2 protein-coding genes and 1 pseudogene are annotated in these 2,903 nt (G+C 58.6%); all 3 read left to right on the forward strand.

What is annotated here, in order from left to right:
* The first annotated feature begins 265 nt into the window (after nt 1-265).
* A complete protein-coding gene (locus IQ254_RS30590; protein WP_193969904.1) occupies nt 266-1,186 on the forward strand; it encodes a PstS family phosphate ABC transporter substrate-binding protein in 921 nt (306 codons plus the stop codon).
* Nucleotides 1,187-1,356: 170 nt separating this feature from the next.
* Nucleotides 1,357-2,247: a hypothetical protein gene (locus IQ254_RS30595; RefSeq protein WP_193969905.1), complete on the forward strand. Its 891-nt coding sequence runs from the start codon at nt 1,357-1,359 to the stop codon at nt 2,245-2,247.
* 297 nt (nt 2,248-2,544) lie between these two features.
* Nucleotides 2,545-2,903: pseudogene (locus IQ254_RS30600) on the forward strand (hypothetical protein); the annotation flags it as partial.

A 2,903-nucleotide genomic window follows, 5' to 3' on the forward strand; every position in this document is an offset into this window, starting at 1 on the left:
TAGCGATGACCGAATACCACCGTTACCGGATGTGATTCGCGCTCAAGCTTCAGCGCCGCAGGTGGCGGCAGCTACCTGCGGCTAAGCTTATAGATCCTGTCTCTACCAGCACTTTTGGAGTAGTTACCTACAATGGGCTAGATTAAATCTGGCTTAACCGTTTCTAAACCTAACCTTACAGCAGGCATCAGCAACTCTTAGGGTTAGAAGCATAAACTCACAAATGGCGCATTTCATAGTTGTTAAACGCCACGGAGAGTGTTGTATGGTTCTCGGTAGACAGAAATTTAATCGCTACACGCTAGGTGCGGCAGTAACCGCTACTGTCGCGTTAGGAGTTGCTGCTCCCAGTGCGTTTTCTCAAAATTCGACGATTCAAATCGACGGCTCCAGCACTGTATTTCCCATCAGCGAAGCCATGGCCGAAGAGTTTATGGCGGCCAACCGTGGCACCCAGGTTACCGTTGGGGTTTCGGGTACCGGCGGTGGTTTCAAGAAGTTTTGTGCTGGTGAGCTAGATATTACTGGGGCCTCTCGCCCGATCAAAAGTTCTGAAGCTGAGGAATGTGCTGCGGCTGGCATTGAGTACATCGAAGTACCCGTCGCCACCGATGCCCTGACCGTGGTGATCAACCCCGACAATACTTGGGCTGAAGACATGACCGTTGAGCAGCTGGCAATGCTGTGGGGGCCCGATGCTGAAGGGAGCATCACCAACTGGAGCCAAATCGACTCTAGCTGGCCCAACGAACCCATTGGCCTATATGGCCCCGGTACCGACTCGGGTACCTTCGACTATTTCACCGATGTGATCGTGGGTGAGGAGGGGGCTAGCCGGGCTGACTACACCGCTAGCGAAGACGACAACATTTTGGTATTGGGTGTGAGCGGCGACCCCAACGCCATCGGTTACTTTGGTCTGGCCTACTACCTAGAAAACCAGGATAGCCTCAAGGCGGTAGCCATCGATGGTGTAGCGCCTACCCCCGAAAACGTCGAGAACGGCTCCTACACGCCGCTGTCTCGGCCTATTTTCATCTACGTCAAGAAGAGCAGCTTAGAGAGCAATCCCGAGGTGCGTGATTTCGTCGAGTTCACCATCGACAACGCCCCCGAGATTGTTCCCGAAGTGGGCTATGTGCCGCTGTCAGCGCAGCGCTACGAAGCCATTCTGGCCGAGCTGTAAGCCCCATTAGCTAAGGTGCGATCGCGCCTGTCTTGCCGCCCTCGGGACTGCTGTGTCTTCCCGGGGGCGGCACCACAACTGTCCTAACTGAGTTGCGCCCAGCGAGTTTTTTGCCGCGTTGCTAAGTCTGTGATCAACGCCTACCCCGCCGCCGTTATATCTACGCAGCTATGCCCATTCGGGAATCGGTCGAGGCGACCCGCTCCGCCCCGCCGCCAGAGTCTACGCGACCTATTCCACCGCCCCTCCGTTCGCCCCGCCGCTTGACCTGGCTCAGGGGCTTACTGGCCCCGCTGCTGGGCCTTTCGGTGCTGCTGCACGGGCTGCTGTTGTTTGCTCCAGTACCCTCGCGCCCAGAGCCTGTGGTCGAGGAGGAAGCGGAGGTTGCCGAGACAGAAGAGACCGTTGTTGACCTCTTGAGCATTAGCAGTCTGGCCGATGCGGAGCCCGCGCCCCCGCCCGCCGAAACCGCCGCCGCCGCTACGCCGCCAGCGCCGACCCCCACGGCCCCCCAGGCACCTACTCAACCCGTTGTGCCAGAAACCTATCCAGACAATCCGCCGTCAGAACCAAGCGCCGCGACAGAGTCGTCTCCGGCTGACGACCCGCTTGAGCCAGACCCCGGCGCCGGGTTTGACCCCAATCGCCAAGCGCAGTTGGTCAGCTCAGCGGTCGGCGCCCTCGGGCGAGAACCCGGCAAGAGCAACTTTGATCTCACCGACCAATTTCCGGGGGATATCTGGGATTTGTATGTTTCTCAATGGCAGACCAGCACCCGGCAGTGCTTCTTTGGCTCCATTGACCGCAGCGCCTACACCCTGCGCCCTCCTGCCGCCGATCTGCGGTACCTGAGCCGCAATATTCAGCTAGTAGAGCAGCAGGATATCCCCAGAACCTTTGCCGAGCAGACGGTGCAGCCCCTGGGTCAGGCCTACTGTGGGTTCAATCTGTTTGAAGTTCAGGATGGCGGCAACCCGATTCTCTGGATCTCGCTGGTGCCCGTTAGCCCTGGCGGATCGACTACCCTGGTGATTTTTTGGCAAGCCGATCCGAGGGGCTAAGCTGGGTTAGAGTGTTCCAACTAAATACCTATTCGGTGTCTCTCCGCAACCGGCTCACTGGGCCAAGGCTAGTTGACTGACAAAAGTTATCCGCTCCTTACCCCCAACCCCTTTCCCAGATGGCGTTCGAGGATTCTGCTGACAAGTTTTGTCAGTCAATCAGGGGGCAAGGTCGTGTTCCTGATCGGGATGTTTTTTTAGGTGAAATACGCTTAGGGATGGCCAGCCTCGTTAAACGTTAGGGTGTTCTGAGTTGAGACCTGAGGGGTCTTTGCATACAGCATGGTAAATCGAGCGATGAAGATAAATTTTCGGGGGCCGCGATCGCCCTGGCAAACCCTACTGGCCCCGCTGCTGTTGGCCTCTTTAGGGCTACATGCCCTGCTTCTGATGTTGCCCGTAGGGTCCTCTGACGAGGCGGTGATTCCGCCCCCCGACCCCGACCAGGATACGGTAGCGATTACTCGAGTACCGCCCGCGGGTACGCCCGATGCAGCGGCAACGCCAGGAACGACGCCTGCCCCTGGCCCGCCTGCTCAGCCCTTGGCTAGCACAACGACTCCGGCCCCGGCAACGGCACCCCGACGGGCCGCTGTGCCACCGCGATCGCAGCCTGCCCAACCGCAATCTCGATCGACGGCCTCTGAGCCCCGACC

It is taken from the genome of Nodosilinea sp. LEGE 07088 (assembly GCF_015207395.1).
In the GTDB taxonomy this organism is placed as follows: Bacteria; Cyanobacteriota; Cyanobacteriia; order Phormidesmidales; family Phormidesmidaceae; genus Nodosilinea.